General features: G+C 64.1%; 20 protein-coding genes, 6 tRNA genes and 3 rRNA genes. 9 read left to right on the top strand and 20 right to left on the bottom strand.

Annotation, left to right across the window (positions count from 1 at the left end; all coding sequences use genetic code 11):
* Positions 1 to 14: 14 nt before the first annotated feature.
* On the bottom strand, positions 15 to 785 hold the full coding sequence (locus ACX1NL_RS09515) for a fructosamine kinase family protein (protein ID WP_181889000.1): 771 nt from the start codon (positions 783 to 785) through the stop codon (positions 15 to 17).
* Positions 778 to 1221: a methylated-DNA--[protein]-cysteine S-methyltransferase gene (locus tag ACX1NL_RS09520; protein WP_202032095.1), complete on the bottom strand. Its 444-nt coding sequence runs from the start codon at positions 1219 to 1221 to the stop codon at positions 778 to 780. Before ACX1NL_RS09520 ends, ACX1NL_RS09515 begins: the two co-directional genes overlap by 8 nt.
* A 49-nt stretch (positions 1222 to 1270) precedes the next feature.
* Here ACX1NL_RS09520 and ACX1NL_RS09525 point away from each other — a divergent pair, with 49 nt between their 5' ends.
* A complete protein-coding gene (locus ACX1NL_RS09525) occupies positions 1271 to 1921 on the top strand; it encodes a hypothetical protein (RefSeq protein WP_458898009.1) in 651 nt (216 codons plus the stop codon).
* A 49-nt stretch (positions 1922 to 1970) separates the two neighbouring features.
* On the opposite strand, the gene ACX1NL_RS09530 is transcribed toward ACX1NL_RS09525, so the two are convergent.
* From ACX1NL_RS09530 to pgm, 5 genes are all read right to left on the bottom strand, one after another.
* A tRNA-Ala gene (locus tag ACX1NL_RS09530) sits at positions 1971 to 2046 on the bottom strand.
* A gap of 41 nt (positions 2047 to 2087) precedes the next feature.
* Positions 2088 to 2160: transfer RNA gene (locus tag ACX1NL_RS09535), tRNA-Ala, on the bottom strand.
* Positions 2161 to 2278: 118 nt separating this feature from the next.
* Positions 2279 to 3013 (bottom strand): DsbA family protein, encoded by a 735-nt coding sequence (locus tag ACX1NL_RS09540; RefSeq protein ID WP_458898010.1) that lies wholly within the window; start codon positions 3011 to 3013, stop codon positions 2279 to 2281.
* 59 nt (positions 3014 to 3072) lie between these two features.
* Positions 3073 to 3555 carry a MauE/DoxX family redox-associated membrane protein gene (locus ACX1NL_RS09545; protein WP_239307502.1) on the bottom strand — a complete coding sequence of 161 codons (483 nt, stop codon included), beginning with the start codon at positions 3553 to 3555 and terminating at the stop codon, positions 3073 to 3075.
* Positions 3556 to 3573: 18 nt separating this feature from the next.
* Entirely contained in the window at positions 3574 to 5199 is a 1626-nt protein-coding gene (gene pgm / locus ACX1NL_RS09550; protein WP_392398798.1) for a phosphoglucomutase (alpha-D-glucose-1,6-bisphosphate-dependent), read from the bottom strand.
* A 109-nt stretch (positions 5200 to 5308) separates the two neighbouring features.
* On the opposite strand from pgm, the gene ACX1NL_RS09555 reads away from it, so the two are divergent.
* The 5 genes from ACX1NL_RS09555 to ACX1NL_RS09575 all read left to right on the top strand — a co-directional run bounded on the left by ACX1NL_RS09555 (position 5309) and on the right by ACX1NL_RS09575 (position 8152).
* Complete coding sequence (locus ACX1NL_RS09555; RefSeq protein WP_458898011.1) at positions 5309 to 6727, top strand: alanine/glycine:cation symporter family protein; 1419 nt, start codon at positions 5309 to 5311, stop codon at positions 6725 to 6727.
* Between the two features lie 79 nt (positions 6728 to 6806).
* On the top strand, positions 6807 to 7076 hold the full coding sequence (locus ACX1NL_RS09560; protein ID WP_458898012.1) for a CrcB family protein: 270 nt from the start codon (positions 6807 to 6809) through the stop codon (positions 7074 to 7076).
* Positions 7069 to 7437, top strand: a complete 369-nt coding sequence (locus ACX1NL_RS09565) for a fluoride efflux transporter FluC (protein ID WP_458898013.1) — start codon at positions 7069 to 7071, stop codon at positions 7435 to 7437. Before ACX1NL_RS09560 ends, ACX1NL_RS09565 begins: the two co-directional genes overlap by 8 nt.
* Before the next feature lie 18 nt (positions 7438 to 7455).
* Complete coding sequence (locus tag ACX1NL_RS09570; RefSeq protein ID WP_458898014.1) at positions 7456 to 7806, top strand: CrcB family protein; 351 nt, start codon at positions 7456 to 7458, stop codon at positions 7804 to 7806.
* Entirely contained in the window at positions 7799 to 8152 is a 354-nt protein-coding gene (locus tag ACX1NL_RS09575; RefSeq protein ID WP_239307496.1) for a CrcB family protein, read from the top strand. The genes ACX1NL_RS09570 and ACX1NL_RS09575 overlap by 8 nt, the downstream gene beginning before the upstream one ends.
* 5 nt (positions 8153 to 8157) lie before the next feature.
* Here the strand turns inward: ACX1NL_RS09575 and ACX1NL_RS09580 are convergent, their stop codons facing one another.
* From ACX1NL_RS09580 to ramA, 7 genes are all read right to left on the bottom strand, one after another.
* Positions 8158 to 10686 carry an ABC transporter permease gene (locus ACX1NL_RS09580; protein ID WP_458898015.1) on the bottom strand — a complete coding sequence of 843 codons (2529 nt, stop codon included), beginning with the start codon at positions 10684 to 10686 and terminating at the stop codon, positions 8158 to 8160.
* Complete coding sequence (locus ACX1NL_RS09585) at positions 10687 to 11475, bottom strand: ABC transporter ATP-binding protein (RefSeq protein WP_458898016.1); 789 nt, start codon at positions 11473 to 11475, stop codon at positions 10687 to 10689.
* A 970-nt stretch (positions 11476 to 12445) separates the two neighbouring features.
* Positions 12446 to 12563, bottom strand: a 5S ribosomal RNA gene (gene rrf / locus ACX1NL_RS09590).
* Positions 12564 to 12735: 172 nt separating this feature from the next.
* Positions 12736 to 15818: ribosomal RNA gene (locus ACX1NL_RS09595) — 23S ribosomal RNA — on the bottom strand.
* A gap of 404 nt (positions 15819 to 16222) precedes the next feature.
* A 16S ribosomal RNA gene (locus ACX1NL_RS09600) occupies positions 16223 to 17740 on the bottom strand.
* The 16S, 23S and 5S rRNA genes sit together here, the layout of an rRNA operon.
* Positions 17741 to 18283: 543 nt before the next feature.
* Complete coding sequence (gene murA, locus ACX1NL_RS09605) at positions 18284 to 19534, bottom strand: UDP-N-acetylglucosamine 1-carboxyvinyltransferase (RefSeq protein WP_239307584.1); 1251 nt, start codon at positions 19532 to 19534, stop codon at positions 18284 to 18286.
* A gap of 44 nt (positions 19535 to 19578) precedes the next feature.
* Complete coding sequence (gene ramA, locus ACX1NL_RS09610) at positions 19579 to 20421, bottom strand: acetate metabolism transcriptional regulator RamA (RefSeq protein WP_181889639.1); 843 nt, start codon at positions 20419 to 20421, stop codon at positions 19579 to 19581.
* A gap of 267 nt (positions 20422 to 20688) precedes the next feature.
* Between ramA and cysK the strand changes: the two genes are divergently transcribed.
* Positions 20689 to 21630: a cysteine synthase A gene (gene cysK, locus ACX1NL_RS09615; RefSeq protein WP_458898017.1), complete on the top strand. Its 942-nt coding sequence runs from the start codon at positions 20689 to 20691 to the stop codon at positions 21628 to 21630.
* A gap of 342 nt (positions 21631 to 21972) precedes the next feature.
* On the top strand, positions 21973 to 22572 hold the full coding sequence (epsC, locus tag ACX1NL_RS09620; protein WP_269512178.1) for a serine O-acetyltransferase EpsC: 600 nt from the start codon (positions 21973 to 21975) through the stop codon (positions 22570 to 22572).
* Here the strand turns inward: epsC and ACX1NL_RS09625 are convergent, their stop codons facing one another.
* From ACX1NL_RS09625 to ACX1NL_RS09650, 6 genes are all read right to left on the bottom strand, one after another.
* A complete protein-coding gene (locus ACX1NL_RS09625; protein WP_181889015.1) occupies positions 22573 to 22863 on the bottom strand; it encodes a GNAT family N-acetyltransferase in 291 nt (96 codons plus the stop codon).
* Positions 22864 to 22923: 60 nt separating this feature from the next.
* Positions 22924 to 22996, bottom strand: a tRNA-Phe gene (locus tag ACX1NL_RS09630).
* A 28-nt stretch (positions 22997 to 23024) separates the two neighbouring features.
* Positions 23025 to 23098, bottom strand: a tRNA-Asp gene (locus ACX1NL_RS09635).
* Between the two features lie 84 nt (positions 23099 to 23182).
* Positions 23183 to 25540 carry an ATP-binding cassette domain-containing protein gene (locus tag ACX1NL_RS09640; RefSeq protein WP_458898018.1) on the bottom strand — a complete coding sequence of 786 codons (2358 nt, stop codon included), beginning with the start codon at positions 25538 to 25540 and terminating at the stop codon, positions 23183 to 23185.
* A gap of 55 nt (positions 25541 to 25595) precedes the next feature.
* A tRNA-Asp gene (locus ACX1NL_RS09645) sits at positions 25596 to 25672 on the bottom strand.
* Position 25673: 1 nt separating this feature from the next.
* Positions 25674 to 25746 (bottom strand) — tRNA-Glu (locus tag ACX1NL_RS09650).
* Positions 25747 to 25820: 74 nt separating this feature from the next.
* Between ACX1NL_RS09650 and ACX1NL_RS09655 the strand changes: the two genes are divergently transcribed.
* Positions 25821 to 26408, top strand: a complete 588-nt coding sequence (locus ACX1NL_RS09655) for a CG0192 family protein (RefSeq protein ID WP_458898019.1) — start codon at positions 25821 to 25823, stop codon at positions 26406 to 26408.
* Position 26409: the final 1 nt, after the last annotated feature.

Genomic DNA, 26409 nt, shown 5'->3' on the forward strand with positions numbered 1-26409 from the left:
CTGAATCTCCTCCTTTATTGCCTACTGTCTACCACGCGCAGGGTCTCCTCCGCCGCGCGCACGAGCGCGGAGCCGTAGGACGGTCCGTGCGTCCACGCGTGCACGGCCAGCGGGTGCAGCTGGTGCACCGCGATGCGCCGCTGCCAGTCGCGGCCCAGCTCGCCGCCGGCATCCACATACCCGTCCACGATCGCGTTGAAGTACGGGGCGCCGAACAGCTCGAGCATCGCGATGTCGGTCAGCGGGTGCCCGCCGTGCGCCGCCGGGTCAATGAACCGCGGGCCCTCCGACCCGAACAGCAGGTTGCCCGCCCACAGGTCGCCGTGGATGCGCGCCAGTGGGGCGTCCTCGTCCGCTTCGAGTAGCGCATCGCATGCTTGCTTAACGACGTCCATGCCGCCGCCCCCGAGATTCCCCGCTTTAAGCGCCTTCTCGGCGAATGGCAGCACGCGCTGCTGCACGTAGAACTCGGCCCAGCGTTCGGTGGGCTCGCACGCCTGCTGGCGGGTGCCGATGAAGTTGGGGCCGTCCCACCCGTCCGCGGGCGCGCCGAACGCGGCGGCGCCCATGGCGTGGATGGCGGCCAGCTCCCGCCCGGCCTCGCGGGCGGCGTCCACGGTCGGGCGGGCCGAATCCACCTTCTCGATGGTCAGCGTGTTCGCGTCCTCGTCGAGTGCGAGCACCTCCACCACCGCGGCGGAGCCCTCCCGCAGCCAGCGCAGGTACGCGGCCTCCGCGGCTGCCGCTCCCGGCGCGCTGCCGTACTTCACAAACGAGTCAGACATCGATGCCCTCCATTCGCAGTAGGAAACGTTTTGCCTCTACCCCGCCACGGTAACCGCCAAGTTGGCCGTCGGAGCGCAGCACCCGGTGGCACGGGATGAACAGCGGCAGCGGGTTGGTCGCGCACGCGCTGCCCACCGCCCGCACCGCTTTGGGGTTGCCCACCGCGCGGGCGAGCTGCGCATACGTGGTGGTCTCCCCGAACGGGACCTTCGCCAGCTCCCGTAGCACCGCCGCCCGGAACTCAGTCACGCCTGACAAGTCCAGCGGGACAGTGAATTCCCGGCGCGTGCCAGCGAAGTACTCGGTCAGTTCTTGGGTGACCAGGGGGCTCACCGAAAGGGCGTCGTCAAGCAGCGGCTCCCCCTCGAAGCACACGCGGGTGACGCCGCGCCCGCTCGCGGCGAAGCGCAACGGCCCGATCGGTGAGGTAAACATGCAGCTCAGAGTAGCTCCCCGCGCCGGCAATTGCGCTAAAATTCTGGCCATGCACAGGAGACTCACAACCGCCCTCGCCTGCGCCGCGGCCCTGACCTTGGCCGCCTGCGGCAGCTCATCCGACACCATCGCCGGCACCAGCCCCGCCATCGCCTCTGCGGTGTGCGACGGCGACGACGGCTGCGAATCCGACATGCGCGAGCTCAGCCACAAGCTCGACGCGTCGGACGACGCGGACGGCGACGGCGTCATCGACCGCGAGGAGCTCGACGCCGCCCTCAAGCGGCTGGACAAGGAAGCCGAGGAGAAAGAGGCCGCCGCGTCTTCGTCCGCGGCGGCAGCGTCCTCTTCCGCAGCTGCAGCGTCGAAGTCCGCAGAAGCCGAACGCGAAGCCGCCAAACGCGAGGCGGCGGAACGTGAGGCAGCGCAGCGCGAAGCCGCCGAACGCGAGGCAGCGCAGCGCGAGGCGGCGAACCAACAACAGCAGCAACAGCAACAAGCCCCCGAACCCGCACCCCAGCAGCAAGCGCCCCAGCAACCCTCCGGCCCGCCGGCCATGGAGTGGGCCACCTTGGGCCCCTACGGGAGCCTGTTCACGTGCGAGCAGGCGCGCGACGTGTGGCCCGTCGATTCGCACGCCTGCTACACCGGCGCTGACGGCAACGCCTACTTCGAGGGCATGCGCCAAGCCGCCCAGTAGCTGCAGAAACGAGAAACTGCCCGGCCGAACAGCCGGGCAGTTTTGCTTTTGGTGGAGCTAACGGGATTCGAACCCGTGACCCCCACACTGCCAGTGTGGTGCGCTACCAACTGCGCCATAGCCCCGTATGGCAGCTGTGCCGCCACAGGAATATGTAGTTGTGGAGTGGAGCTAACGGGATTCGAACCCGTGACCCCCACACTGCCAGTGTGGTGCGCTACCAACTGCGCCATAGCCCCTTGGATAACTCACGTAAATATACAGTCGGGCGCGCGGGCCTCCAAATCCCCAGCGGGAACGTGAAACCGCCCCACCCCGGGACCGGAGTGAGGCGGTGAAAACGCTTGCGGAACGCGTTTACATCTGAGACAGGGTCTGCGGCCAGTCGTCGCGCTTGCCCTCGATGTCCTCGATGTCCTTGCCGTCGACCAGGACGCGCGGGGTCCAGGCCTCGCCGGTCTTGTCCTCCTGGTACTTCATGTTGTTTGCGCCCATGCGCTTCGCGGTCTCCAGGTACTTGCCGTCGCGGATGTCCTGCACGGCTTCCTTAGATGCCTCGTAGTCGCTTGCCATGTCCGCGAAACCGTCGTTGTCGTACTTGTTGTACACGGTCTGCTGGTTCTGGAACAGGTAGTCGCGGATGGTGAACGCCTGGGCCAGATCGCCGTTGGCGAACAGCGCAAGCTCTGCGGCGAGCGCCTTGGTGGAGTGACCCTCCTCGCCCTTGTCCAGGGCGGTCATCGGGCGCAGGTCCACGTTGATTTCGCCAGCCTTGAGCTTCTCAATCATCGCTTCGTCGCTGGCGATGTGCAGGTCCGCACAGTGGGTGCAGGAGAAGTCCTCGAACAGCTCGGCGGTCTTGGCGTCGGCGTTGTCGCCGGTGAGGTGGATGATGTCTTCATCCTCGTTCCAGGCGACGTTGATGCCTTCGACGTCGATCATCCCCTCCTTGATGGCGGCGCTGCGGTTTTCGCGGCCGTTGAAGACGATCAAGCCGATCACCACAAGGGCGATAGCGAGTACGGCGAGGACTGCCCAGATGAAGGCGGTGTTGCCCTTCTTGTTCGGGTTTTCCACTTTGCGTGTGGTCACAGTTATCTCCTGTTGTGCGTGCCTGGCGGCATGGCGGGTACAGATTTACCCGCACAAGTTTAGGGGTAGATAGCGAACTTCTTAAACGGACGCCACATCATGAAGCCGGTGATCGCGATGTAGGCCACGTCGCGCGCGACGGTAACAAGCAGGTTGGTCTCGCCCTCCCCCGCCGCGGACGGATCGAAGCAGCCGCAGTCGATGACCAGGCCGCGCTGCCAGGCGGACAGCATGCCGATGATGAACAGCGTCAGCACGATGATGGACACCTTGCCGGACCAGCGCAGCTTGATGCCCAGAAGCAGCAGCAGGCCGCCGGCCACCTCAAGTGGGCCGATGATGTGGGCCAGCAGGTAAGACCAGTCGGGGGTAAAGATTTCGTAGGCCTCGATGGTCTTGGTCACGTCGAGGGGGACGCCGAGTTTCGCGATGCCGGCGTCCAGCCACACGTACGCCATGTAAAACCGCGCGAGTGCGGACAGTACGTCCAGCACCAGCGTCTTCGTGTTGCGCTCGGGCGCGGGGGTTGTCGTTGTGCTCACAGGTCGTACGTTACTCCATTAGTCGCCCAAAACTTCAGAAACGAGCGCCTGGGCTTCCTCCTGCACCTGCTGCAGGTGCGCGTCGCCCTTGAAGGATTCGGCGTAGATCTTGTACTTGTCCTCAGTCCCGGATGGGCGCGCTGCGAACCACGCGTTTTCGGTGGTCACCTTCAGCCCGCCGATGGCGGCGCCGTTGCCGGGAGCATCAGTCAGCTTTGCGACGATTGCTTCGCCCGCCAACGTATCCGCCGACACCTGGTCAGCCGAAAGCGCCTTGAGCTTGGCTTTCTCCTCGCGGCCGGCCGGGGCGTCGATACGCGCGTAGGCCGGGGATCCGTACTCGGCCTCGAGCTCCGCGTAGCGCGCGGAGGGGGTCTTGCCGGTCACGGCGGTGATCTCGGCGGCGAGCAGGTCCATAATCAGCCCGTCCTTGTCGGTGGACCAGACGGTGCCGTCTTTGCGCAAGAACGACGCGCCGGCGGATTCTTCGCCGCCGAAGCCGATCGTGCCGTCGATGAGCCCCGGCACGAACCACTTAAAGCCGACGGGCACCTCCACCAGCTCGCGGCCGAGCGACGCGACGACGCGGTCGATCATGGAGGACGACACCAGCGTCTTGCCCACCGCGGTGCCGTCGGACCAGCCGTCGCGGTGGCTGAACAGGTACTCGATGGCCACGGCCAGGTAGTGGTTCGGGTTCATCAGGCCAGCGTCGGGGGTGACGATGCCGTGGCGGTCCGCGTCCGCGTCGTTGCCGGTGGCCAGGTCGAACTTGTCGCGGTTGTGCACCAGCGACGCCATGGAGTTCGGGCTGGAGCAGTCCATGCGGATCTTGCCGTCGGTGTCCAGGGTCATAAACCGCCAGGTGGCGTCCACGTGCGGGTTGACCACCTCGAGGTTCAGCCCGTAGCGCTCGCCGATGGCACCCCAGTAGTCCACGCTCGCCCCGCCCATCGGGTCGGCGCCGATGTGCAGGCCGGACGCCTTGATCGCGTCCATGTCCACCACGTTGCCCAGGTCGGCAACGTAATGGTCGAGGTAGTCGAACTTCCCGGCGCGCTCGTCCAGCACGCCGCTGACGGGGGTGCGCTTCACGCCGTCAAGGCCTGCGGCGATGTACTCGTTGGCGCGCTTGGCAATCCAGTCCGTGGCCTCCGCCGGGGCGGGGCCGCCGGTGGGCGGGTTGTACTTGAAGCCGCCGTCGCGCGGCGGGTTGTGCGACGGGGTAACCACGATGCCGTCGGCCTTGCCGCCTTTGTGGGTCAGGATTGCGTGGGAGACGGCTGGGGTGGGCGTGTAGCGGCCGGAGGCGTCGACAAGCACTTGCACCCCGCCTGCGATGAGCACCTCGAGCGCGGAGACCATAGCCGGCTCGGACAGGGCGTGGGTGTCGCGGCCGATGTAGACCGGCCCGTCGATGCCCTCGCCGCGGCGGTAGTCCACGATCGCCTGCGTGGTGGCCAGGATGTGCGCCTCGTTGAACGCGTTGTCCAGGGAGGAGCCGCGGTGGCCGGAGGTGCCGAACGCGACCTGCTGGTCCGGGTTGTCCGGGTCGATGTCGCGGGTGTAGTAGGCGGTGACTACCTCGGCGATGTCGATGAGGTCGTCCTCGCGGGCGGGCTGGCCGGCGCGTTCGTATGCCATGGGAATACTCCTTGTGTCTCAGGCAGAGTCCTTTCCACCATCATCGTCCGTGAATGTATTTCCCGCCACCTATATATTATTCACCGCGCCGTATGTTTTACTACTCGGCATGGCTGACACCTTGAACGACATCCTCAGTGCTATCTCCACCTTCGTCTGGGGACCGTTCCTGCTCATCCCCCTGCTGCTGGGCACCGGCCTGTTCCTGACCATCCGCCTGCGCGGCATCCAGTTCCGCACCCTCGGCCGCGCCACACGCCACGCGTTCGTGGACAAGCCCGAGGAAGGCGCCGGCGACATCTCCAACTACCAAGCGCTGACCACCGCCCTGGCCGCAACGGTGGGCACCGGCAACATCGTCGGCGTGGCCACCGCGATCTCCATCGGCGGGCCCGGCGCGCTGTTCTGGGTCTGGCTGACCGGCATCGTCGGCATGGCGTCGAAGTACTCCGAGGCGTACCTGGGCGTGCGCTTCCGCACCACCGACAAGAAAGGAAAGCAGCAAGGCGGGCCGCACGAGTACCTGAAAACCGGTGTCGGCGGCCGCTTCGGCAAGACGCTGGCCGCGGCGTTCACCCTGTTCACCATCTTCGCCTCCTTCGGCATCGGCAACCTCGCCCAGGGCAACTCCATCGCCGCGGGCATGAACGACGCTTTCGGCATCAGCGCCAACGTCGCCGGCGTAATCATCTTCTTCGCGGTCGGCGCGGCCGTGCTCGGCGGCATCGAGGGCATCGGCAAGATCACCGCGGCGTTCGTGCCGCTGATGATCGTCATCTACGTCGGCGGCGGCATCACCGCGCTGGCGCTGATGGCGGACCGGGTGCCGGAAGCCATTGCCACCATCTTCACCGACGCGTTCACCGGCACCGCCGCCACCGGCGGCTTCGTCGGCTCCGGCATCATGCTGGCCATCCAGTTCGGTGTGGCCCGCGGCATCTTCTCCAACGAGTCCGGCATGGGCTCCGCCGCCATCGCCGCCGCGGCCGCGAAGACGCAGCACCCGGCGCGCCAGGCGCTGGTGTCCATGACCCAGACGTTCATCGACACCATCATCGTGGTCACCATCACCGGCCTGGTCATCGTCACCGCCGGCACCTGGGACATGGGCCGCGACCAGGCCGCCATCATGACTGCCACCGCCTTCGAGACGGCCCTGCCCGGCGAGTGGGGCAGCCTGATCGTCTCCGTCGCCCTGATCTTCTTCGCCTTTTCCACCATCCTGGGCTGGTCCTACTACGGTGAGCGCGCCATCGTGGCGCTGTTCGGCGACTGGGCGTCCATCCCCTACCGCATGTTCTTCACCGCCCTGTCCTTTGTCGGCGCGGTGGCGTCGCTGGAGCTGGCGTGGACGTTCTCCGACCTGTCCAACGGGCTGATGGCCATCCCGAACCTGATCGGCCTGCTGCTGTTGTCCGGCATCGTGGTGCGCGAGACCCGCGAGTACCTCGCCTGGGACCCGTACCTGAAGAAGACCCCGGAGGAGGTCGCAGAGTTCGTGGAACGCCAGCAGATGGACTGGCGATAGACTCGCAGCCGTGGACACATTCCGGACAGCACTCACGGTCGGGCTCGGGGCGGGCCTTGGGGCCGTCGTCAGGCATTTTGTGCTCCTATATGCCGCACCCGGGTCCACGGCGGCGCTCGCACTGGCCTTCGCCGTCAACATCGCCGGCTGCTTCGCCATGGGCCTGTACAAGCCGGGTCCGCTGTGGGGCGCGGGCTTCCTCGGCGGCTTCACCACCTTCTCCGCCATTTCGGTGGCGGCGATGCAGTCGGAGGCGATCATCGCGCTGGTCATCGTCGCACTCAGCTTTGCGACGTCTATAGCCTCCTACCTTCTCGGCCACACCCTCCGGGAGCGCCGCCATGGTTAGCTGGCTCGGATTGGCACTTACCCTCGTCGTCGTGTTCGCCGGCGGTGTGCTCGGCGGCATGGCGCGCTTCGCGTTGTCCCAGCTGATCGACAACGCCCACGCCGCCACCTTCGCCGCCAACACCGTGGCCTGCACCATCGCCGGTTTCGCCGCCACCGCCCCAATCGCGTGGCAGATCGCGCTCGGCGCAGGCTTCGCCGGCGCGCTGTCCACCTGGTCCACCTTCGCCCGCGAGCTCGGCGACCTGATCACCGCCGGGCAGCACCGTCAGGCCCTGCGCTACGCCCTGCGCACCGCGGTGCTGGGCATCGCCGCCGCCTGGTTCGGCATGCACTGGGGCCTGCGGGCCTTCGGCGGCTAGGGCGTTAGAGTGGGAAATGTGCAGTTCAACGACCTCACAACCGGCCTTTCCGTGGCGCTGGGCGCGGGACTTGGAGCTGTCGCACGCTACCTCGTGCTGATCTGGGTCAACCCCACCACGCCCGAAGCGCTCGCGCTAACCGTGACCACCGCGGTGAACCTCGTCGCCTGCTTCGCCATGGGCCTATTCCAACCCGGCCCGTTCTGGGGCGTGGGCTTCCTCGGCGGGTTTTCCACCCTCTCCGCGATCTCCCTGACCGCGGTGTCGGATTCTCCGGTGTGGGCCGGATTCATCATCGTGCTCAGCCTCACCACCGCCACCCTGGCCTGGATGGCCGGCGACGCCACCCGGGGGCGTCGGCATGGCTGACCTGCTGCCCCTGCTCATCGGGGTTGCGGCCGTGTTCATCGGCGGCATGCTAGGTGGGTTTGCCCGCTGGCTGCTCATGCGCCAGATCCGCAGCCCGCTTGCATCCACGTTCGCGGCGAACGTCTCGGCCGCCGCAGTCATCGGTTTTGCGGCGGCTGCGCCGGGCGTGTGGCGCATCGGCATCGGCGTCGGCTTTGCCGGGGCGTTGTCCACCCTGTCCATGCTCGCGCGCCAGCTCGGCGAGATGGTCGAAAGCGGCGAGTTCGTCCTCGCCGTGAAATACGGGGTGGGCACCGCCCTTGCCGCCATCGCCGCCTCGGCGGTCGGCGTGTACGGCTTCGGGTAAGCCCCCTACTCCGCGATCGCGTCCAGCGGCGGGGTCTTGGCGGCCCTTCCCGCCGGCCACACCGCGGCCAGCAGGCCAACCAGGAACGACCCTGCGAGGACGGTGAGGATGAGCTGCCACGGGACGGTGATCGTCGTCAAGCCTTTTGCCTCAAGGACGGTGAGGAACGCCCACCCCAGCCCGAGCCCCAACAGCACACCGAGGATGGCGCCGTAGACGGTCATCTGCACCGACTCCAGCGTGATCATCGTGCGGACCTGGCGGCGCTGCGTGCCCACCGCGCGCAGCATGCCGATCTCCTGGCGGCGCTCAATCACCGACAGCGTCAGCGTGTTCACGATGCCAAGCACCGCGATCACCACCGCCAGCGACAACAGCGCGTACAGGATGAACAGCATCTGGTCGATCATGGCGGAGACCTCGCCCGCCATGTCGTTGGTGGAGCGGACCTGCACGACGATGTCGTGGCGCACCTCTTCCTCGAGGTTCGCGCGCAACTGGGCCTCGTCCACCGTGCCGTCGTTGTTCACGCCGACCATGAGGACGCGCCCGGTCCCCCGCGCGCCCGTGGCCGCGGCTGCCTCGTCGGAGACCACGAAGGACTGCAGGATATTCGACGGCTCGAAGGTCCCGCCCAGGGTCGCCTCCACCGACTCGCCGGTGGGCCCCGCGACGGGGAGGGTGTCGCCGACGCGCCAGCCGTGCTCCTGCGCCAGCGGCGCCGGCGCGATGATGGTGTTGCCGTCCAGGCTGGAGCTGCCCTCCACCATGTCCAGCGCGATCAGGTCGGCCGGGTCGCCCTGCAGCACGTCGGTCATACCGAAGCCGCCGAGCTGGTAGCCGAACTGCCCGTCCACCGTGATCGGGGCCTGGGTGTAGGCGGCCGTCTCGCCGACGCCGTCCACCGCTTCGAGACGCTCCGGCAGGTCCTCCGGCAGCGGGAACACCCCGTTCTGTGGGCCGGACAGCACGAAGTCCGCGGACACCTCGCTAGAGGCGACGTCGTCCACCGAGCGCTTCATCGACGCGCCCAGCATGCCGATCACCGTCACCAGTGCAATGCCCAGCATCAGCGCAAACGCCGTGGTGGCGGTGCGGCGCGGGTTACGGCGCGTGTTCGTGGACGCAAGCCTGCCCACCGCACCGAACGGCAGCCCAATCACCCGGCCCAGCGGCGGCACCACCGGCAGGCTCAGCGCAGGGCCGGCCAGGAACAGGCCAGTGATCGCGGCCAGTGCCGCCACGCCCACCAGGCCCGCGCGGCGGCCGGTCGCGCCGTCGTCCCAGCCCATCGCGTACACCGCCGCCGCGACGCCCGCGGCCACCAGGATCAGGCCCGCGGCTGTGCGCCAGCGCAGCGGCTGCGGGGTGGCGGCCTCGCTGGAGCGCATCGCCTCCACAGGCTTGACCTGCCCCGCCTTGCGAGCCGGCGCCAGCGCCGACAACACCGTCACCAGCGTGCCCACCACCAGCGGCACCACCACCGCGCGGGTGGACAAGCCCGTGCCCGCGTCCGGCAGCGGCATGCCGTAGCGCGCCATCGCCACCCGGATCAGCGCCACCAGCCCCATGCCGCCGGCCACGCCGAGCGCAGAGCCGATGAGTCCCACCAGCGCGGACTCGAACGCCACCGAGCGGGTGATCTGCCCGCGCGACGCCCCCAACGAGCGCAGCAGCGCAAACTCGCGGGTGCGCTGCGCCACGATCATGGAGAACGTGTTCGCAATGAGGAACGTCCCCACCAACAGCCCAACCAGGCCGAACGCGACGAGGAAGTAGCTGACAAAGCTCAAGCCCTCGCGGATCTGCTGCGACATCTCCTCGGCCACATCCGCGCCTGCGCGCACCTCCAGCTCAGGGAACTGCGCCTTCAGCCTATCGACGACCCCCTGTCCCCCGTCCACCGTCACCGCCGGCACCGACGCGCCGTCCCGGTACACGTCGAGGTAGGCCTGCTCGCCCACCCGCATCACCAGCGACGTCTCCTGCGCCAGCGGGTCCTCGTACAGCCCCGTGACGGTGAACTCGTTGCGCCCGTCCTTGTCCACCACGATGAGCTTCTCGCCCATCTCAATGCCGTAGTTCTGCGCGCCATTCGCATTGACGGCGATGTCGCCGGCGGCGGTGGGAGCGGAGCCGTCGACAAGCACAGATGCCCTCCCCACCGCCTCACCTTCGCCGTAGAACGGCATGAGGCGCGAGGTGCCGAGCTGCGTCTGAATCGCAACTTCATCCTGCCTAGCGACGACCACAGGCACATCCACGAACACATTCACCCCATCGACGCCCTCGGTGTCCTCGATGGCGTGGAACGTGTCCATGTCGATGCTGCCCTCGGTCGGGCGCACCACCGCGTCCACGTCTTCCAGCGCCGTATCGACGGCCGAATCGAATGTGGCAGACAGCATGTTCGTGAACATCAGCGCGCCCGACAGGAACGCCGTGCCCAGCACCACCGCAAGCACCGTCAGCGCGAGCCGCAGCTTGTGCGCCGCGACGTTGCGCAGCGACACCTTCGTCAACGTGTTGGCCATCTAGTCCTCCATGCCAGCCATGACGCGGAGGATGGATTCCATGTCCGGATCGCGCATCTCGTCGACGATATTGCCGTCGCGCAGAAACACCACGCGGTCAGCGTAGGAGGCGGCGCGGGCGTCATGCGTGACGATGACCACCGTCTGCCCGTCCTTGTCCACCGCCGTACGGAGAATGTCCAGGACCTCTTTCGAGGCGTTGGAGTCCAGGTTGCCCGTGGGCTCGTCGCCGAAGATCAGCTCCGGGCGGCTCACCAGCGCGCGGGCGCAGGCGACGCGCTGCTGCTGGCCTCCCGACAGCTCCGCCGGACGGTGATCCAGGCGCTTGGCCAGGCCGAGCCTTTGGGTGACCTCTTCGAACCATTGAGGGTCCACCTTGCCGCCCGCGATGTTCGTGGGCAGCGTGATGTTTTCCGCGGCTGTGAGAGTGGGCACCAGGTTGAAGGACTGGAAGATGAACCCGAGGCGATCGCGCCTCAGCGCCGTGAGCTGCTTATCGTTGAGCTGGGATAAGTCCGTCTCGCCGATATACGCCTCGCCGCGCGTGGCGGAGTCCAGCCCCGCCATGACGTGCATGAGCGTGGACTTACCCGACCCGGACGGGCCCATAATCGCCGTGAATTCATTGCGGGCGAACTCCACGTTGACCCCATCGAGCGCCTTGACCTCGGTGTCGCCCCTCCCATAGGTCTTGACCAGGCCTACCGCCCGGGCGGCCGCGGCCCTGGTTGCCGGGTCTGGTGTTGCCGGGTCTGGTGCTGCCCCGAGGATCTCGTCCTTCTCAGCCATTGAGGTCCGCCTCCCTATCCGTTCACTCTTTCGGGACTATACGCACCCGGAGGTGAACCGCTGAGAGTCAGGCGAAGGGGCCTGCTGCCCTGACAAGGTTCGCGTGAGCATGTTTTGCAAAAGTCGTCACGTTCGGTCGTGTTCGTGCTGGTCGCGGCAAAAGGCAGGTGGTAGTGTCGCCGAGTTTTACACACCCTGGGTGCGCACCCATTGTTTGTGGGACCGTTGTTGTCCGCAATGCGGAGTCCGCAAGGTGGGCTTCGCCCCCAAATGATGCGCCCCGGTCTTGTCATCCGGGTACCGGTTGTGCACGAATCGGCATCGGCAGCGCATTTCCCCAGGTCGATACTCGGGCGAAGAGACTGTTTCGTCGATTCGTACAATTCGTGGGTGGACACCAATGATGGGTGACGCGGTTGTTGTCCGCAATGCGGAGTCCGCTAGCGTCCGGCTGGGTTGGTATCGCAGAAGTTGACGAGGGAGCGGTTTTCGCTCTGCGTTTCCCCAGGTCGCAAAACGGTGTTGTCAGGTTTTACGAGACACTTACTTCCCGGCCGGCAGGTTCGTTGGTGTGCACCCATCCTTGGTGGTGGGGTGGTTGTCCGCAGTGCGGCGTCCGCAAGGTGGGCTTCGGGTGGGGTGTTCTCGTAAAAGTTGACGACCGGACGGTTCTCGCTCGCTGTTTCCCCAGGTCGCAAAACGCTGTTGTCAGCTTTTACGAAACCCCACCTACCGGACGGCAGGTCCGTTGGTGTACACCCATTGTTGGCGGTGTCGCTGGTGTCCGCAATGCGAAGTTTGGTCGGGTACGGATATTCGTGGGTTCCCGCCAATCATGGGTGCGGGCGGGGTTGTCCGCAATGCGGGAGCACACGCAAGCAGCGTGTCGACACCGGCCGAGTAGTGAGCATGCGAAAGCACCCGCCGCAAGAAGGTGCTTGTGGCGGGTGCTTGTTGTGTGAAGTTGTTGGGTCGGCGGTAACCTACTCTCCCACTCCCTCCCGGGGGCAGTACCATCGGCGCGGGCGGGCTTAGCTTCCGGGTTCGGAATGGGACCGGGCGTTTCCCCGCCGCCATCAACCACCGACACACCTATAGGGGCGTGCACGGCGCTGAGTGTTCAGCGTGTGTATGCAATTGAGTGTCGGCCAACCACTTCTTCGGGTTGGTGTGTTGTGTCAGTGACTGCACAGTGGACGCAAGCGTTTTGCTTTGTTGTGTTCGTTTCGCGGTGTTCACACCCTGGTTGGTGTGCGGCGATTCGTGTGTTTATTGGTGTATTAGTACCGGTCGCCTCCACACATTACTGTGCTTCCAGGTCCGGCCTATCAACCCAGTCGTCTTCTGGGAACCTCAAATGAAACCTCATCTTAAAACAGGCTTCCCGCTTAGATGCTTTCAGCGGTTATCCCTCCCGTACGTAGCCAACCAGCCGTGCTCCTGGCGGAACAACTGGCACACTAGAGGTACGTCCGTCCCGGTCCTCTCGTACTAGGGACAGCCTTCTTCAAGTTTCAACGCGCGCGGCGGATAGAGACCGAACTGTCTCACGACGTTCTGAACCCAGCTCGCGTGCCGCTTTAATGGGCGAACAGCCCAACCCTTGGGACCTACTCCAGCCCCAGGATGCGACGAGCCGACATCGAGGTGCCAAACCATCCCGTCGATATGGACTCTTGGGGAAGATCAGCCTGTTATCCCCGGGGTACCTTTTATCCGTTGAGCGACACCACATCCACAAGTAGGTGCCGGATCACTAGTCCCGACTTTCGTCCCTGCTCGACTAGTCAGTCTCGCAGTCAAGCTCCCTTGTGCACTTACACTCTGAACACCTGATTGCCAACCAGGCTGAGGGAACCTTTGGGCGCCTCCGTTACATTTTGGGAGGCAACCGCCCCAGTTAAACTACCCACCAGGCACTGTCCCCAACCCAGATCATGGGCCAAGGTTAGATATCCACTACGGTCAGAGTGGTATTTCAACAACGACTCCACACACACTGGCGTGCATGCTTCACAGTCTCCCACCTATCCTACACAAACCGCACCGAATGCCAATACCAAGCTATAGTGAAGGTCCCGGGGTCTTTTCGTCCTGCCGCGCGAAACGAGCATCTTTACTCGTACTGCAATTTCACCGGGCCTGTGGTTGAGACAGCAGGGGAGTCGTTACGCCATTCGTGCAGGTCGGAACTTACCCGACAAGGAATTTCGCTACCTTAGGATGGTTATAGTTACCACCGCCGTTTACTGGGGCTTAAATTCTCCGCTTCGGACATGACGTCCTAACAGGTCCTCTTAACCTTCCAGCACCGGGCAGGCGTCAGTCCGTATACATCAACTTAACCGTCTTCGCACGGACCTGTGTTTTTGATAAACAGTCGCTCCCCTCTCTTCTCTGCGACCCACACCAGCTGCCGCACGTGAAGTGCTTGACTAGTGCAGGTCCCCCTTCTCCCGAAGTTACGGGGGCATTTTGCCGAGTTCCTTAACCACAGTTCACCCGCTCGCCTGAGTATTTTCTACCTGACCACCTGTGTCGGTTATGGGTACGGGCCGTATACGCACATCGCTAGAGGCTTTTCTCGGCAGTCCAGGATCACCAACATCACCCAACTATGGGCTACGCATCACGCCTCACACAAAAAACACCAGGATTTACCATGGTGTCGTGCCACACGCTTGCACCGCAATCCAATCAGCGGCTCGGCTACCTCACTGCGTCACCCCATCACTGACCTACAACGGATCAGGCCCCACGCATCACCACCAACCAACCATCCGAAAAGGATGGCAACGGTCGGCGGGTCAGGGTGGTTAGTATCACCGCTTCGATACTGGGCGCGCATATACGGGTACGGGAATATCAACCCGTTAACCATCGACTACGCCTGTCGGCCTCGCCTTAGGACCCGACTCACCCTGGGAAGACGAACTTGACCCAGGAACCCTTAGTCATCCGGCGGGCAAGATTCTCACTTGCCATTCGTTACTCATGCCTGCATTCTCACTCGCATGCAGTCCACCGCTCCTTCCGGTACGGCTTCACCCCACACACGACGCTCCCCTACCCAACAGAAAACTGTTGCCGCGGCTTCGGCGGTGTGCTTGAGCCCCACTACATTGTCGGCGCGGAACCACTCGACCAGTGAGCTATTACGCACTCTTTCAAGGATGGCTGCTTCTAAGCCAACCTCCTGGCTGTCTTCGCGATCCCACATCCTTTTCCACTTAGCACACCCTTAGGGGCCTTAACCGGCGATCTGGGCTGTTTCCCTCTCGACTATGAAGCTTATCCCCCACAGTCTCACTGCAATGCACCACTTCACCGGTATTCGGAGTTTGGCTGACGTCGCTAAGATGATAGTCCCGCTCAACCAACCAGTAGCTCTACCTCCGGCAAGCTCACATCACGCTGCACCTAAATGCATTTCGGGGAGAACCAGCTATCACGGAGTTTGATTGGCCTTTCACCCCTACCCACAGCTCATCCCCTCAGTTTTCAACCTAAGTGGGTTCGCGCCTCCACAACCTCTTACAGCTGCTTCACACTGGCCATGGGTAGATCACCCCGCTTCGGGTCCAGGACATGCCACTTGCCACCCTATTCGGATTCGCTTTCGCTACGACTACCCCACAATCGGGTTAACCTCGCGACATGCCGCTGACTCGCAGGCTCATTCTTCAAAAGGCACGCCATCACACACAAACGGTGCTCTGACGGATTGTAAGCGCATGGTTTCAGGAACTCTTTCACTCCCCTCCCGGGGTACTTTTCACCATTCCCTCACGGTACTTAATTCACTATCGGTCACACTGAGTATTTAGGCTTACCGGGTGGTCCCGGCAGATTCACAGCAGATTCCACGAGCCCGCTGCTACTCGGGGAAAAACACAAACAACACAACCACACACACCTTCACGTACAGGACTTTTCACCTACTCCGGCGCACCATCCCAGATGCTTCCGCTGATGTATATGCATTGCGCGTGCAGTTGACAGCCTGCACCATTTGCGCCCCACAACACCGCACACGCAACCCCTGCCAGGTATCACACGCACACGGTTTAGCCTCATCCGCTATCGCTCGCCACTACACACGGAATCACAATTGTTTTCTTCTCCTACGGGTACTGAGATGTTTCACTTCCCCGCGTCAACCCCCACACAGACTATGTATTCACCTGCGGGTAACACCACACAACTGGTGCTGGGTTTCCCCATTCGGACATCCTCGGATCAACGCTTTGTTGGCAACTCCCCGAGGCATAACGCAGCCTCACACGTCCTTCATCGGCTCAGCATGCCAAGGCATCCACCATACGCCCGTAACAAAACACACGGACACACAAACAATCAAGGTACAAACACCAAAACACAAAAAAGAAAGATACTCGCGTCCACTATACAGTTCTCACACAACACAACCCCCACACACAACCAACCACAACACAGTGGCCGATCCACGCAAGGGCCCAACAGGAACAACCTTGTGCTGCCCCAGACACCCAACAGTGCACCAACGCATACTCTTTTGTCACGCAAACCGGATGCATCCACCCACCAGGCACCACGTGAGCGCACAACCCCTTCACAGGCCAGCCGCACCACCATCCAGACGATGCCACCATGACCTTGAAGGTGTGTCTCCACCCGGCAAAAATACTTCCGTGGCAGTCGCACACTCGGCGACTCAACCACACAAACAATGACCCACAACTGCGGGCACAAAATAAAAGCTCCTTAGAAAGGAGGTGATCCAGCCGCACCTTCCGGTACGGCTACCTTGTTACGACTTCGTCCCAATCGCCGATCCCACCTTCGACAGCTCCTTGTGACAGGCCACTGGCTTCGGGTGTTACCAACTTTCATGACGTGACGGGCGGTGTGTACAAGGCCCGGGAACGTATTCACCGCAGCGTTGCTGATCTGCGATTACTAGCGACTCCGACTTCATGGGGTCGAGTTGCAGACCCCAATCCGAACTACGACCGGCTTTACAGCGATTAGCTCACCCTCACAGGCTCGCAGACGCGTTGTACCGACCATTGTAGCATGTGTGAAGCCCTGGACATAAGGGGCATGATGATTTGACGTCATCCCCACCTTCCTCCGAGTTAACCCCGGCAGTCTCTCACGAGTCCCCACCATAACGTGCTGGCAACATAAGACAAGGGTTGCGCTCGTTGCGGGACTTAACCCAACATCTCACGACACGAGCTGACGACAACCATGCACCACCTGTACACCAACCACAAAGGGAAAGACCATCTCTGGCCCGGTCTGGTGTATGTCAAGCCCAGGTAAGGTTCTTCGCGTTGCATCGAATTAATCCACATGCTCCGCCGCTTGTGCGGGCCCCCGTCAATTCCTTTGAGTTTTAGCCTTGCGGCCGTACTCCCCAGGCGGGGCGCTTAATGCGTTAGCTACGGCACGAACCCCGTGGAAGGGACTCACACCTAGCGCCCACCGTTTACGGCATGGACTACCAGGGTATCTAATCCTGTTCGCTACCCATGCTTTCGCTCCTCAGCGTCAGTTACTGCCCAGAGACCTGCCTTCGCCATCGGTGTTCCTCCTGATATCTGCGCATTCCACCGCTACACCAGGAATTCCAGTCTCCCCTACAGCACTCAAGTTATGCCCGTATCGCCTGCAGTCCCGCAGTTAAGCTGCGGGCTTACACAAACGACGCGACAAACCACCTACGAGCTCTTTACGCCCAGTAATTCCGGACAACGCTCGCACCCTACGTATTACCGCGGCTGCTGGCACGTAGTTAGCCGGTGCTTCTTCTCCAGGTACCGTCACTTGCGCTTCGTCCCTAGCGAAAGGAGTTTACAACCCGAAGGCCGTCATCCCCCACGCGGCGTCGCTGCATCAGGCTTGCGCCCATTGTGCAATATTCCCCACTGCTGCCTCCCGTAGGAGTCTGGGCCGTATCTCAGTCCCAATGTGGCCGTACACCCTCTCAGGCCGGCTACCCGTCGACGCCTTGGTAGGCCATTACCCCACCAACAAGCTGATAGGCCGCGAGCTCATCCCACACCGAAAAAACTTTCCACAATGGCATCCAAACCATCGTCCTATCCGGTATTAGACCCAGTTTCCCAGGCTTATCCCGAAGTGCAGGGCAGATCACCCACGTGTTACTCACCCGTTCGCCACTCGAGTACCCCTGCAAGCAGGAGCCTTTCCGTTCGACTTGCATGTGTTAAGCACGCCGCCAGCGTTCATCCTGAGCCAGGATCAAACTCTCCACAAAAAGTTTCAGAAAGAAACAGGCCGTGAAAAGCCCAAACCCAACCAAAAACAAACCAACCAACACAAAGTGCTGGACTGGCAAAATCCAAAAATTACAAAGGTTCAACAACCAACCCCCAACCCGACGGGGCAAAAAGGAGGCTGGCCAAAAAATATACGTGAAACATGTTCAACCACACCCCACGCACACCGAACCAAACAGATGACGCGATCCATCATTGGAATTCAACCACGCCACCACCGGCACACACCCAAACAGGGCACACACCACACAGTGCACAAAACGAGGCAGGCGAACACACCCACGCAACAAAAGTACATTGGCACACTATCGAGTTCTCAAACAACACCAGCACACCCAAACCAACCCACACAACAGTGGACCAGCCTCAAGTGACTTTGGAATCCGCCAGCGATTGTTTTCCTGCCCGCCACACAAACCGGAAAGAATCTCACTCTCCAGCGGGGCGTTGTCGGTCTCGCTGACTCGATATAAGTTACACACACCCCACGCACAACACAAACCCGCAGCACAACGCGGGTTTTATGCGCGTTCTACATGTGCACCAAGCGCGTTTAACTGCTCGACAAAGGCCGGGTAGCCGCGGTCGATGTGGTGCACCTCGTGCACGGTGGTCACACCGTCCGCGACCAGGCCGGCGAGCACGAGGCCGGCGCCGGCGCGGATGTCGGAGGACCACACGTCGGTGGACGACAGGTTGTCCACTCCACGCAGCATGACATGGTGGCCGTCCACGTTGGCGTCGGCGCCCAGGCGCAGCATCTCGTCCACAAACCGGAAGCGGGCCTCAAAGACGTTCTCGGTGATCACGGATACGCCGTCGGCAATCGTCGCCAGCGCGATTGCCATGGGCTGCAGGTCCGTCGGAAAGCCGGGGTACGGCAAGGTCTGGTAGTCCACGGCGCGGGGACGCTGGTCCATGCGCACGCGGAACCCGTTGTCGTAGGTCTCCACGTTGGCGCCGGCGAGCTTCAGCTTCGACAGCGCCAGGTGCAGATGCCCGGGGGCGGCGCCGGTGACGGTGATGTCGCCCTGGGTCATGGCCGCGGCGTACGCCCAGGTACCGGCGACGATGCGGTCGCCGACCACCGTGTGCTCCGTCGGCGAGAGCGAATCCACACCATCGACGGTGATGGTGGACGTGCCCGCGCCTTCGATGCGCGCGCCCATGGAATTGAGCATGGAACACAGGTCCACGATCTCCGGCTCGCGCGCGGCGTTGTCAAGCACGGTGCGGCCGTCCGCAAGCACCGCCGCGGTGACGATGTTCTCCGTCGCACCCACGGACGGAAAGTCCAGCTTGATGGAGGCACCGGTGAGCTTGTCTGCCCGCGCCACCACCGCGCCGTGCTCGATGTGGGTGGTCGCGCCCAGCTTCTCCAGGCCGGACTGGTGCATGTCCAGCGGGCGCGACCCGATGGCGTCGCCGCCCGGGAGCGCCACGTACGCCTCGGTGCAGCGGGCGACCAACGGCCCGAGCACTGCAACGGATGCGCGGAACTGGCGCACCGCGTCAAAGTCCGCGTGCGGGGACACCTCGGCCGGGGTGTGGATGCGCACCACATCGCCTTCGATGTCCACCTCGCAGCCCAGCCCGACCAGGACGTCGCGCATCAGCGGAACGTCCAGGATCCGGGGGCAGTTGCGCAGCGTGGTGGTGCCTTCGGCCAGAAGGGCCGCGGCCATCAGTTTGAGCACGCTGTTCTTGGCGCCGTCGACGCGAACTTCGCCCGCAAGCCGGGCGCCGCCTGAAACCAAAAACCGTTCTTTCACGTCCGCCACAGTACAGAACCGGAGGGACGTCGATAAGCAATTGCCTACGGCAGAGCGCCGATGCGACGCGCGGCGTTGACCGCTTCATACCTGGTGTGAGCACCGAGTTTGCGCATCACGCTGCGCAGGTAGGACTTCACGGTCTCCGCGCCGATGCCCATCTCGGCGGCGGCCTCCACGTTGGTGTGGCCGAGCGCCACGCATGCGAGCACGTCGAGCTCGCGAGCGGACAGCTTGGTGGTCTGCTTCACGGCCACCGGGGAGACCAGCTGCTCACAGAGCTGCTCGAGCTCTTTGCGCAGCTTCTCGTCCTCCACACGGTTGGTCAGCATGCGCAGCTTGGAGTGGGTGGCGCGCACCTGCTCCCACTCGGCGCCGTTCATCGCGCGACCGGTCTTGGCGCCGGCGCGGTCCCCGCCGTCGGAAGAGCGCAGCGCCGCGTTGACGGCGAGCTCCTGCTCGAGGGTGCGCGCGGTCATGGCGACTTCCTCGATGACCTTGTCGCCCAGACGCACAGGCGAGTGCACGCCGACGTACAACACGCCCCGAATCTCACGCTGCACGATCACCGGCACGGCCACGACGGAGTGCAGGCCCTCGTCCTGGATCTGCTGGTCGTACTCGTGGGAGATCACGGACGCTCGCGTGTAGTCGGCGATGCCCACTGCGCGGCGGGTGGACACGACCCTGCCGCCCACGCCAGCCCCCTCGGCGACGCTGAGGTTCTGCAGCGCCGGGGTACGCAGGCCGATCCACTGGGTGATTTGGATCCGGTTGTCCGACAGGAGAGTGCCGTACATGGCAACTGGAATTCCGGTTGCGGTCTTCAACGCGGTCAGTGCAGCACGGATCGCGTCATCGTCGTCCTTGATGCGCTGCGCATCCATCGTCATACGTGTCGCCTTCCACCGTTCCGGGGGCACCCGTTTGGGGAACACCCGAATCCGAACAGGACTCAAAAACAATCGTGATCATATCGCGCGAACGGGGGTAGCCAAACTTAGCCCCGCTCGAACGGCGCTTGATTCAACGCTTCCACGGCACCCAAAACGCCGGTCCGAACCATCCGGTACACACAAGACAAACCACCCGGTCTAGTTCGGGGTGTATGCTGAGCCTTAAACAAACTCAATCAACCCAGGAGGCAATCTCTCATGGCGAAGATCGCAAGCAACGTTCTCGACCTCATCGGCGGCACCCCGCTCGTCGAGCTGACCGACATCACCGAGGCCAACGGCTCCAAGGCCCGCGTGCTGGCCAAGCTGGAGTTCTACAACCCGGCCAACTCCGTCAAGGACCGCATCGGCAAGGCCATCATCGAGGCTGCAGAGGCTTCCGGCGACCTGAAGCCGGGCGGCACCATCATTGAGGCCACCTCCGGCAACACCGGCATTGCGCTCGCACTCGCGGGTGCGGCGAAGGGCTACAAGGTCATCCTGACTATGCCGGAGACCATGTCCAACGAGCGCCGCGTGCTGCTGCGCGCCTACGGCGCAGAGATCGTGCTCACTCCGGGCGCTGCCGGCATGAAGGGTGCCGTGGAGAAGGCCAACGAGCTGGTCGAGCAGAACGAGGGCGCAATTCTGGCCCGCCAGTTCGAGAACGAGGCCAACCCGAAGATCCACTACGCCACCACCGGCCCGGAGATCTGGGAGGACACCGACGGTGACGTGGACATCCTCGTCGCGGGCGTGGGCACCGGCGGCACCATCTCGGGCGCCGGCAAGTACCTCAAGGAGCAGAAGTCCGAGGTCAAGAACGTGGCCGTCGAGCCGGCTGCGTCCCCGCTGCTGTCCAAGGGCGAGGCTGGCCCGCACAAGATCCAGGGCCTGGGCGCGAACTTCATCCCGGGCACCCTGGACCGCAACGTCGTGGACGAGATCATCGCGGTGACCAACGAGGACGCCGTGTCCACCTCCCGCGAGCTCGCGGTCAAGGACGCCATCCTCGGCGGCATCTCCGCTGGTGCGAACGTCAAGGCGGCGCTGGAGCTGGCTGCACGCGAGGAGAACGCGGGCAAGACCATCGTGGTCATCATCCCGGACTTCGGCGAGCGCTACGTCTCCACCGTCCTGTACGAGGACATCCGCGACTAAGCACTTTTTGCTTAGCGACGAGCTACCGCCCCTCCCCCGGCCCCGACCCGATCGGCGCCGGGGCTGGCGGGGCCCGAAACCCGCAAACCGGCTACCTACAACCGGCTACCCGTCGAAAACTCGGCTGGTAGCCGGTTGTAGGTAGCCGGTTTCTTCGCGCGAACGGCAGATGGTGAACGGCAGATGGTGAAAATCCGGATTTCAGGCACGGATTCACCACTTGAAATTCACCATCTGCGCCGGACCGGTTCTGACGGGCTGGGCAGGGCTGGTCGGACCACCCATGACCCCGGGGGAATCTTTATCCCCACAAAAAATGAACCGCTTGGTACACTGCGCCCCATGCTTTCCCTGGCCGCAAAGGTAATTTCCACCGTCCGCGAGGACCTGGCAAACGCGCGCGAGCACGACCCGGCCGCGCGCGGCGACGTCGAAAACGCTGTCGTGTACTCAGGCCTGCACGCCATCTGGGTGCACCGCATCTGCCACGCCATGTGGGAGCGGGACTGGAAGGGGCCGGCGCGCATCCTGGCGCAGTTGAACCGGTTCTTCACCGGCATTGAGATCCACCCCGGCGCGACGATCGGCCGCAGGTTCTTCATCGACCACGGCATGGGCATCGTCATCGGCGAGACCGCGGAGATCGGCGACGGTGTCATGCTCTACCACGGTGTGACCCTGGGCGGTCAGGTGCTCACGCAGACGAAGCGCCACCCCACCATCGGCGACAACGTCACCATCGGCGCCGGCGCCAAGGTGCTGGGCCCAGTGACCATCGGCGCCGGCTCCGCCGTCGGCGCGAACGCCGTGGTGACCAAGGACGTGCCGGAAAACTCCATCGCTGTCGGCATCCCGGCGAAGACCCGCCCGCGCAAGACGGACGAGTGCATCAAGCTCGTAGACCCCGACAGCTACGTCGATCCGGGCAGCTACATCATCTAGTTAGGCGAGCAGGTCCCGGTACTGCGGGTTCTGCTCGATGTAGCGCTCCACCGCGGGGCAGGACGGGGTGACCTGCATGCCGTCGGCGCGGGCGTCGTCAAGCGCTGCCTGGATCAGCGGCTTGGACAGGCCCTGGCCGCGGAACTTGGGGTCCACCACGGTGTGCGGCAGGTCGCGCACGCCGTTCGCGTCGGCGTAGGTGGCAAAGCCGGCGACTTCTTCGCCGACGAGGATTTCGTACTGGCCGTCCGTTTCATTCTTGCGCACGGATACTTCCGGGTTTTCAGACATGCGGCCGACTATATATGTGAAACCCCTTCCGCGTCGCTGCGGAAGGGGTTTTCGGGAGTGTGGCCAGAGCCAGGATCGAACTGGCGACCCCACACTTTTCAGGCGTGTGCTCTACCAACTGAGCTATCTGGCCGGAACTACTCGTTTGCCAAGCAATTCAGCGACCCTGACGGGACTTGAACCCGCGACCTCCGCCGTGACAGGGCGGCGCGCTAACCAACTGCGCCACAGGGCCATATTCTGTTATTTTCGTGCCGCTCGAGTGCGTTTCACACTGTCGCTTGCACGAGTTGATACATTACACAGCACCCTCATACGGCTACAAATCGCCAGCGTGTGAGAGGTATCTCCCGGTTTCGGACCCGGTGCTTTCATGCCTATCGACGAGCTGCCGCACCGTGCCCGCATCCACCACCTGCCCACCCGCGGAGCCGGCCCCGGGGCCCAGGTCGATGACGTAGTCGGCGCGAGACACCAGCGCTAGGTTGTGCTCCACCACGATCACGGTCGCGCCGGCGTCCACTAGCCGGTCGAACAGGTCCACCAGGCGCGCGGTGTCGGTGAGGTGCAGGCCGGTAGTGGGCTCGTCGAGCACGTAGGCGGACGCGGTCTTTTTCAGGCTCGCCGCGAGCTTGAGGCGTTGGCGCTCGCCGCCGGACAGGGTTGTCAGCGGCTGGCCGAGGGTGACGTAGCCCAGCCCGACGTCGATAAGGTGCCCGCACATCTTGGCGGCCGCGTTGACCTTGTTCTCCTTCAGGTAGGGCTGCGCCTCCTCCGCCGGCATGGACAGCACCTCGGCGATGTTCTTGCCGCCGAGGGTGTGCACCAGCACGGCGTCGCTGAAACGCTTACCCTCGCAGACCTCGCAGGGCACGTCCACGCCCTGCATCACGCCGAGGTCCACGTAAACCACGCCCGCGCCCTTGCAGTGCGGGCAGGCCCCGGCCGAGTTCGGGGAGAACAGCGAGGACGGCTCCCCCGACGCCTTCGCAAACGCCTTGCGGATCGAGTCCAGCGCGCCGGTGTACGTGGCGGGGTTGGAGCGCCGCGAGCCGGAGATGGGGGCCTGGTCCACCCACACCGCGTCTTCCAGCAGCGCGGAATCCTGCAACGCGCGAAGCAGGGAGGACTTGCCGGAACCCGCCACACCCGTCACTGCGGTGAGCACGCCAGTGGGGATGTCCACGTCGATGCTGGCGAGGTTGTTCTCGCTCGCCCCGCGCACCTTGAGCCAATCGACGGGCTCGCGCGGGTCCTCCTTGAGCTCGACGCCGAGCTTCAGGCTCTCGCCTGTGCGCGTGCCAGCCTCGCGCAGCTCCGCAACGGTGCCCTCGAAGACGATCTCGCCGCCTTCGGTGCCCGCGCCGGGGCCGAGCTCGATGACGTGGTCCGCGGCCTCGATGGTCTGCGGGCGGTGCTCCACCACGAGCACGGTGTTGCCCTTGTCCCGCAGCGCGGTGAGCAGGCCGTTGAGGCGATCGATGTCGGCGGCATGCAGGCCCGCGGTGGGCTCGTCGAAGACGTAGGTGACGTCCGAAAGCGCTGAGCCCAAGTGCCGGATCATCTTCACACGCTGCGACTCGCCGCCGGACAGCGTCGAGCTCGGCCTATCCAGCGCGATGTAGCCCAGCCCGATGGCGACAAAGTTCGCCAGCGCCTCGCGTATGGACGCCACCAGCGGCGCCACGCCCGGCGCGTCCACGCCCTCGAACCACTCCGCCAGGTCCTCGACCTCCATGGCGCACAGCTCAGCGATGTTCTTGCCGTTGATCTTCGACTCCAGCGCGTGCTGCGCCAGCCGGGTGCCGTGGCAGGCGGGGCAATCCACCTGGGTCACGGCGCGGTCCACAAACTCGCGGGCGGCTTTTTGCAGGCCCTCTTTTTCCTTGCTCAGCAGCGAGGCCTCCAGGCGCGGGATGAGACCCTGGTAGGTGGTGTTGAAGCCCAAGTACTGCACCTTTTCCGGCTCGCCGTAGAGCAGAGCGTGGCGCTGCTCGGCCGTGAACTTGCCGACGGGCACGTCGGTGGGGAACTTCCCGGCTTCGGCGTAGGCGCGGAACTGCCAGGAGCCGGGCTTGTAGCCGGGCGCGAGGATGGCGCCGTCATCGATGGACAGCGAGTTGTCGACCACCTGCGCCTCGTCGAACCTACTCGCGCGGCCGGTGCCGGCGCACTCCGGGCACATGCCGCCGGTGCGGGTGAAGTTCTTCACCACCTTCTTCTTGCCGGTCGCGTCCTTGATCGCGCCGCCGCCGGTCACGCTGGGGACGTTGAAGGAGTACGCGCCCGGCCCGCCGGCGCGCGGCTCCGCGATGCGCGAAAACAGCACGCGCAGCATCGGCGTGACGTCCGTGGCGGTGCCGACCGTGGAGCGCACGTTCGCGCCAAGTGCGGACTGGTCCACCACGATCGCCGCGGTCACGCCTTCGAGCCCGACCACGTCCGGCCGGGCCATCGACGGCATGAAGCCCTGGACGAAGGACGAGTACGTCTCGTTAATCAGGCGCTGCGACTCGGCAGCAACGGTGTCGAAGACCAGCGAGGACTTGCCGGACCCGGACACGCCGGCGAACACGGTGAGGCGGCGTTTCGGGATCGTGACAGAGACGTCCCGCAGGTTGTTCTCGTTCGCGCCGGTAACAACGATTACGTCGTGGGCGTCAGCCTTGTTCTTCACGGGTGCCAAGCGTAGCCGTCGCAAAGCAAAAGGCTCGTGGCGTACCTCGAGCTAATGGCGACCCTGACGGGACTTGAACCCGCGACCTCCGCCGTGACAGGGCGGCGCGCTAACCAACTGCGCCACAGGGCCGTACCCCCAACGGGATTCGAACCCGTGTTGCCGCCGTGAAAGGGCGGAGTCCTAGGCCTCTAGACGATGGGGGCCTGTCATCAAAGACAGCCGTTGAATCATACGACACAGCCTTCGCAGCAACCAAACGAGCACTACAGTGGCCTACATGGCTGAAGCAATCATCTACGACGCGACCCTGTCCCCGACAAAAGATGAACTCCTTTCCGCGCACTCCCCCATCGTTGAATCCCTCGGTTCCTACCGTGAGGTGGACCGCGACGGCGAGGTGGGCATCGAAGTCCTTATCGGCCGCGATGTCAACGGCGCGCTGCGGCAGTTCGGTGTCTCCTACCGCGACGCGGGAGCCAAGCTTGACGACGAGCTCACGCCCATGAACCATTCCGTCCTCGGCGCCCGCTCCGTGGCGCCGCTGACCACGGATCCGGTGGCTGTGCGCGAGCTGATCCAGACGATACTTTCCGGCGGCGAGGGCGCGTCTTTCAGCAACGGCGCACCGATCTTCGCGGTACGCGGCACGGGCCAGACCCCCGACGTGGCGGTCAGTGCGGCGGAGATTGAGGACCACAACGAGTACACCAGCATCGGCTCAGTGGACATCGACGGCGAAAAGCAGCGCTACCAGCTGCGCATCACCCGCGAAGTGCTGGACGCGCAGGTGGCGGAGCCGGAAGACCTCGCGCTCGTGCGCGCGGACGACGGCGTGATCCTCATACGCCTCGAGGTCTGGAAGTAGG

This window comes from Corynebacterium sp. CQ3829_602738 (assembly GCF_054478435.1).